Below are 6606 nucleotides of genomic sequence, written 5' to 3' on the forward strand. Positions count from 1 at the left end.
CAGGGCATTCGGGCCTTCCCCGGAAGGCTCGAATGCCCTTTTTCGACGTCCGCGACAACAGGTCCCGTCCCGACTCGTCTTTCACGTCATCATTCCGGTTGGTCAACATGCTTGCGTATATCGTCAGGCGGGCGCTCATCGCGCTTGCCGCCCTGCTCGCGATATCCTTTCTCTCCTATACATTGGTGAACTTCACCCCCGCGGACCCAGCCGAAGTGGCCCTGCGGGTCAACGACATCATTCCCACGCCCGAGGCCATCGAGGAAATGCGCACCGAACTCGGCCTCGACGACCCGTTTCTGGTCCGGTACGTCAAATGGCTGGGCAACGCGGCGCGTCTGGATTTCGGCAATTCCTTCACGAACAGGAGTCGCAGCGTCTCGGGAGAACTGGCCCGCGCTTTTCCGTACACCGCCACCCTGGCGGGCATGGCCCTGGTCTTCGTGATCGGCCTGAGCCTGCCCCTGGGCGTGGCCTGCGCGGTCTGGAAGGACGGCCTGTTCGACCGGGGCGTGCGTCTGGCGGTCTTCGCGGGCACGTCCATGCCGAACTACTGGCTGGCCTATCTGCTGATCTGGCTTTTCGCGCTCAAGTTCGGCGTTCTGCCCAGCAGCGGGACGAGCACCCTGGCCCACTACATCCTGCCGGCCATGGCCCTGAGTACGCTGTATATCGCGACCTACGTGCGGCTGATCCGCAACAGCATGCTGGAGAACATGAAGGAAAATCATGTTCTGTACGCCCGGGCCCGGGGGCTGAGCGAGAAGCGGGTCATTCTCGGGCACGTGCTGAAAAATTCCTTGCAATCCTCCATGACCGCCATCGGCGTGGGCATCGTCCGGCTGCTCTCCGGCACGGTGGTCATCGAAAACATATTCGCCATTCCCGGACTCGGTCGGCTGTGCGTGGCCAGCATCTTCAACCGGGATTATCCGACCATTCAGGCCTACATCCTGGTCATGGGAGCCTTTTTCGTCCTGGCCAGCTTCCTGGTGGACGCCCTGCAGTGCGCCCTTGATCCGCGAAGGAAAGCGGGGACGGCCAATGCGTAGCCTGCTCGCCAACAAGGTCGCGGTCGGCTGTCTCGCCCTGATCGGGCTGTTCTGCGTCGCCGGGGTGTTCGCGCCGTGGCTTGCGCCGCATGCTCCCAACCAGATCGACGTCATCAACTCCCTGGCCTCGCCGTCCTGGGAGTATCCTTTCGGCACGGATCATCTGGGACGCTGCCTGCTGTCCCGGATGCTGTTCGGAATCCGGATCACCCTGTTCTATTCCATGCTCACCATGGCCGTCACGGCCTTGTGCGGGGCGGCCATCGGCGTGATCTCCGGCTATGTCCGCGGCAAACTCGACGAACTCATCATGCGCGTCTGCGACGTGATGCTGTCGTTTCCCTATGAGATCATGGTGCTGTGCATCGTCGGCATTCTGGGGCCGGGCCTGATGAACATCGTCATCGCCAATTTCATCGCCAAGCTGGCCTGGTACGTGAAGATGATCCGCTCCAGCGTGATCAGCTTTTCCAGCAAAAACTATATTCTGTATTCCCAAACCATCGGGACGTCCCGACGGTACATCTTCTTCCGGCACCTGTTTCCCAACGTCGCGTCGGAGACCATTCTCCTGGCCACCCTGGACATCGGCTGGATCATCATCACCATCTCAACCCTGTCCTTCCTGGGCCTGGGCGTGCAACTGCCCACGGCCGAGTGGGGGGCCATGCTCAGCGAGGCACGCGAAGTGTTGATGACCAACCCCGGGCAGATGATCATTCCGGGGTTGGCGATCATGATCGTGGTTGCGACCTTCAACCTGCTGGGCGACAGCCTGCGCGACATCCTGGATCCAAAGGAGAGCCAATGACCTTGCTGCGCGTTGAAAATCTTTCCATCACCCATCGCCACGGTCGGAACCTGACTCCGCTGACCCGGGACGTCTCCTTTGCCCTGGACCCCGGCGAATGCCTGGGCATCGTGGGCGGCTCGGGCAGCGGCAAAAGTCTGACCTGCGGTGCGATCACCGGCCTCTTGTCCGAGCATCTTCTGGTTTCCGGGCGGGTGGATTTCAAGGGGGTGGACCTGCTGACCCTGCCCGCGAAAAAACGGCGGGAACTGCGCGGCAGCCGGATCTGCATGATCCTGCAAAGCCCCATGACCGCGTTCAATCCTTTGTCCGCCATCGGCGCGCAGATCGTGGAAACCATCACCGCGCACCAGCGGGTCGCTCCCGCCGCCGCGTTGGAGATGATGGTCGAGGGCTTCGCGCGGGTGAATCTGCGTGCTCCCCGAAGCATTTTCGGGAAATATCCGCATGAACTGAGCGGGGGCATGCTGCAGCGGGTGATGACCGCGCTGGCCCTGGTCATGCGCCCGGAAATCATCATCGCGGACGAGCCGACCACGGCCATCGACTACGTCAGCCAGCAGGACGTGATTCGCGAATTGAAGACCATCCGCTCCGAACATCAAACCGCCTTGATCTTCGTCAGCCACGACCTGAGTCTGGTCTCCCACGTTGCGGACAACGTCCTGGTGATGCGCGAGGGTGTCGTGGTGGAGGAAGGGGACGCGGGCGCCGTGTTTTTCAATCCGCGACACGACTATACCCGTGGGTTGATCGAAAACCGGCAAAGCGTGATCCAGAAATTCGTCCAGGTCATGGGGGAGTCGTATGCTGCTTGAGGTGCGGGAGGTAACGAAAAGCTTCACGGTGAGAACCGGGCTGTTCGCGAAATCCAGACAGGAAGTGCTCAAGGGCGTGTCCTTCGTCATGGGGCAGGGCGAATGCGTCGGTATTGTCGGGGAGTCGGGCAGCGGCAAAAGCACGCTGGGCAGAATCATCCTGGGCCTGGATAAACCGGACGGCGGTCGGGTGATCTTCTCCAAGGACAAGGCCGGTTCCGCCCTGGCGCGCAGCGTGGTCTTTCAGGACTACACCACGTCCGTGAATCCCCGGATGCGTATTGCCGAGGTCGTGGCCGAGCCGCTGCTTGCCCTGGGCTTGAACACTTCGGCCCGGAAGAAACGGGTCGCGGAGCTGCTGGAGGAAGTGGGGCTGTCCCAGGATCTCGCGGATCACTACCCGCATCAGCTCAGTGGGGGGCAGTTGCAGCGGGTGTGCATCGCCCGGGCCATCGCCCCGAAGCCGTCCTTCATCCTTTGCGACGAGGCGGTGAGTTCCCTGGACGTGTCCGTGCAATCGCAAATCCTGGCCCTGTTGCGCGACCTCAAGGAGCGCTACCGGATATCCTATCTGTTCATTACCCACGACATTACCGTGGCCACGTACATCTGCGACAAGTTGCTGTTTTTCAATGACGGCCAGGTCGTCGAGCAGCTCGACGACCTGGCCGTGCTCCCCAGGGCCGAAACCTCCTATGCCCGGCAATTGCTGCGGGCCGCCCACTTTCTGGAAAAACCCTTTGCCCGCCGGATCGGTCATGGCTGAGACCCCTCTTTCCCATCGCGACTACCTGAAGATCGCCCTTCCGTTCATCGCGGCCACGGTGACCCAGCCCCTGCTGGGCGCCGTGGACACCGCGGTGGTGGGGCACCTGGATTCCCCGATCTATATCGGCGGCGTGGCCATCGGCACGGTGATCCTGAACACCCTTTACTGGCTGTTCGGTTTTTTTCGGGTCAGCACCACCAGCCAGAGCGCCATCGCCCTGGGCACGGGGCACGGGGAGGATCTGGCCGCCAGCCTGGCCCGTCCGTTCTGCATCGCCGCCGGGGTCGGGCTGCTGTTCATTCTTCTTCAGGCCCCCATCTGGCATGCGGCCCGAGCCGTCATGGCCCCGGAGCCCGACGTGGCCGAACAGACCCGGATCTACTTCACCATCCTGATCTGGGGGGCGCCGCTGGTCTTGCTGAACTATACCGTGATCGGCTGGCTGATGGGCCAGGCCCGGACCAGGGCGACGCTGATCACCCAGGTCACCGGGAACGTGGTGAACATCATCCTGGACATCGCCTTGGTCACCTACTGGGGCTTCGGCGTGGCCGGAGTGGCCGCGGCCAGCTTGGCGGCCCAGGCCCTGATGCTGTCCCTGGGGCTGTATTTCGTGTCCAAAACCGCGGATTTGCCCGTGGCCCGGTTCGTCGCCGCGGTCCGGATGCGCAAGGAGGACGTGCGGGCCATCGTCTCGGCGAATACCGATCTTCTTTTGCGCACGGTATGCCTGCTGACCATGTTTTTCCTGATGACCAAGGTGGCCGCATCCATGGGAACCAACGTCCTGGCCGGTAACGCGGTGCTGCTCCAGGTCACCTTTATCGTCAGCTACATTTTCGACGGTATTGCCAACGCCTCCAGCGTGTTTTCCGGGAAATCCGTCGGTCGACGGGACGGGCAGCTGCTCCGGGCCACCTTACGGCGCACGACCCAATGGACTGCGTCCACCGCTTTTTTCCTGACCCTGATCCTGTGGTTCGGGGGGGAGGCCGTGGGCACGCTGTTCACCGATATTCCGGAGGTCCTGGCGAGCTACACGGAAATTCATCTCTGGGCCGTGGTCTTCCCATTGATCGCCGGCTTCGGCCTGACCTTCTACGGGGTGTTTACCGGCAGCGGCGTCACGCGGCCCGTGCGGAATGCCACGTTTTTCGCGCTGGTTGTTTTCCTGATCGGCCTGGCGCTCTTCGTCGGTCCCTGGGGCAACCACGGGCTCTGGCTGTCTTTTCTGATCTTCTATGTTGGCCGCGGCGCTTTTCTGGTTCCGTATCTTGGGGCGGTGCGGCGCAAGGTTGGAAGTCAAGGAGGGCCGAGACTTGAAACCTGAGACCTGAGGGGGGAGAGGAAAGAGCTGAGGAATGAGACCCCGGTCTTCGCCGGGACAGGCTCTGAGACCTGAAAAAATACTGGAATGCTGGGATGTTGGAATTAAAGGAGATGGCTGAGGGGTGAGACCTGAGGGGGAGCTCCCGGTCTGGGGCAGGAGCTTGTTGGGCGTGGGGTGTCCCTATTTCAGCTTGGCTGCTGTTTGCTTCAATTCCGTCACGTCCATGAGCATGACCAGGGCGCCGTCGTACTCGCCTGTTTCCGTGAACAGCGGCGCGGCGGAAATCATCACCCAAATGATGTGGCCGTTTTTGTGAATGATGCTGGCTGGAAAGCGTACACTGTGGCCGGCCCGGTTCTGCATCGCGAAAAAATGGATCCGTTCGGCTTCTTCTGGGACCGCCAAGTCCAGGGCCGAAACCCCCAGCAGTTCCGCGGCGGAGTGTCCTATAAGCTTTTGTATCCGGGCATTGGCGAACATGATCCGCAAGTGCCGGTCCAGGCGCAGTACGCCCTCGTTGGCTGTTTCCAGAATCAGGCGATGCTGTTCCTCGCTTTCCCGAAGCCGTTCCTGAGCCGCCATGACCGCGGTCAGGTCGTGGAGCGTGACGATAACGCCGAGTATTTCTTTGTTTTTAAAACAGGGAGTAAGAAATACCCGCATATATCGTCGCCCATGGCCTCCATAACTGAGCCATTCTTCCTTGATCGTCGCTTGTCCGTGGAGTTGTGCTTTTTCCATGTCAGGTTGAAGAGCTTGATCAAAAAAAACGCGTCCCCAGCGTTCGATCAATACATCGTTGTACATCCGCCCCTCGAGCTTCCGCACGGGGATTCCCGCAAGCCGGGCATACGCGGGATTGACCTTTGTAACCAAGCCGGACCTGTCCACGAATATCTGGGCGTCCTGGGAGCTGGCGATCATCAGATCGGATATTCGCAACCCTTGTTCGGCCTTTTCCCGTTCAAGAATCTCCTGTTGCAACCTCTCCACGGTCAGGGCCAGTTCCTTGTTCCGCTCCAGCATGTACGCTTCCAGTTGTCTCTGATTGTGAGCAAAGGAGTGGTGCAGGGCGATGCAGTCCGTCACTTCCCGCACGGTCACCAGGAGGCCGTTTTCGTTTTCCGTCCTGGAGCCCAAAGGCTCGGCCTGGATCACGATCATGCGCCGCATCGAACCTTTCCCGGTCAAGGGAATCATGATGCCTCGTTCGTTCGGCTCCTGGGCGGAGGAGCGAATGAACGATTCGACCGTCTCTCTGTCCGCGGAATCTACATGCTTGAGGAAACGCTTCAGGGTGGGCCTGATGGAAAAGGGGCGATAACCCAGCAAGACATACAAGGAAGCGGACCATGTTCCGTGCCGGGAAGAAGCGGGAAGGAACCATACCCCGGTCCTGATGGAGGTAATCTCGTCGTTGGAAATGGGTGCGGGGCGTTCCCGGTCGGATGAAGGGGGACGTTCGGAATGGTTTGGTGGCGGGGAGGGGTCATGAAAGAGAAAAAGGCTCACCGGGGCGGTATCCAGAACCCGGCAAAGTTTTTCCAGGAGAGTAAAGGAAGGCGTGGACACGCCGCGCTCGATGCGGCTGATTTGTTTCAGGCTCAAGCCGACTCTTTCCGCCAATCCGGATTGGGTCAAACGCTTCAGAGACCGATAATATCGGAGCCGTTCGCCGAACCGTCTGGCTACCGACAAGTCTTCACTCATGAGAGTCCTCCGCGGGGGGAAGGAAGTCCATCATCGTAAGGGATGTCGAGCGGTTGTCCGGAAGCCGTCTCGACGTTTCACGTCGAGACGGCTCCGTAACTCAACTTTCGGGGTTG

The 6606-nt window shown here is 60.7% G+C and carries 6 protein-coding genes; 5 read left to right on the top strand and 1 reads right to left on the bottom strand.

The genetic code is table 11. The features are described 5' to 3' along the window. Positions 1–32: 32 nt before the first annotated feature. From opp1B to GY33_RS0117700, 5 genes are read left to right on the top strand one after another with little or no spacing between them, the layout of a single operon-like run. A complete protein-coding gene (opp1B, locus tag GY33_RS0117680) occupies positions 33–1052 on the top strand; it encodes a nickel/cobalt ABC transporter permease (protein WP_235185557.1) in 1020 nt (339 codons plus the stop codon). Further along, the gene (gene opp1C / locus GY33_RS0117685; RefSeq protein WP_031388600.1) at positions 1045–1863 is read left to right on the top strand and encodes a nickel/cobalt ABC transporter permease; all 819 of its coding nucleotides are present in this window, start codon (positions 1045–1047) and stop codon (positions 1861–1863) included. The genes opp1B and opp1C overlap by 8 nt, the downstream gene beginning before the upstream one ends. Beyond that, positions 1860–2681: an ABC transporter ATP-binding protein gene (locus GY33_RS0117690; protein ID WP_031388601.1), complete on the top strand. Its 822-nt coding sequence runs from the start codon at positions 1860–1862 to the stop codon at positions 2679–2681. Before opp1C ends, GY33_RS0117690 begins: the two co-directional genes overlap by 4 nt. Beyond that, complete coding sequence (locus GY33_RS0117695) at positions 2671–3447, top strand: ABC transporter ATP-binding protein (RefSeq protein WP_031388602.1); 777 nt, start codon at positions 2671–2673, stop codon at positions 3445–3447. The genes GY33_RS0117690 and GY33_RS0117695 overlap by 11 nt, the downstream gene beginning before the upstream one ends. Next, the gene (locus tag GY33_RS0117700) at positions 3440–4780 is read left to right on the top strand and encodes an MATE family efflux transporter (RefSeq protein WP_051822805.1); all 1341 of its coding nucleotides are present in this window, start codon (positions 3440–3442) and stop codon (positions 4778–4780) included. Before GY33_RS0117695 ends, GY33_RS0117700 begins: the two co-directional genes overlap by 8 nt. Before the next feature lie 180 nt (positions 4781–4960). Here GY33_RS0117700 and GY33_RS0117705 read toward each other — a convergent pair whose 3' ends face one another. Then, positions 4961–6490 (bottom strand): PAS domain S-box protein, encoded by a 1530-nt coding sequence (locus GY33_RS0117705; RefSeq protein ID WP_031388604.1) that lies wholly within the window; start codon positions 6488–6490, stop codon positions 4961–4963. Positions 6491–6606: the final 116 nt, after the last annotated feature.

The sequence above is a fragment of the Desulfonatronum thiodismutans genome, from assembly GCF_000717475.1.
Lineage (GTDB): Bacteria > Desulfobacterota > Desulfovibrionia > Desulfovibrionales > Desulfonatronaceae > Desulfonatronum > Desulfonatronum thiodismutans.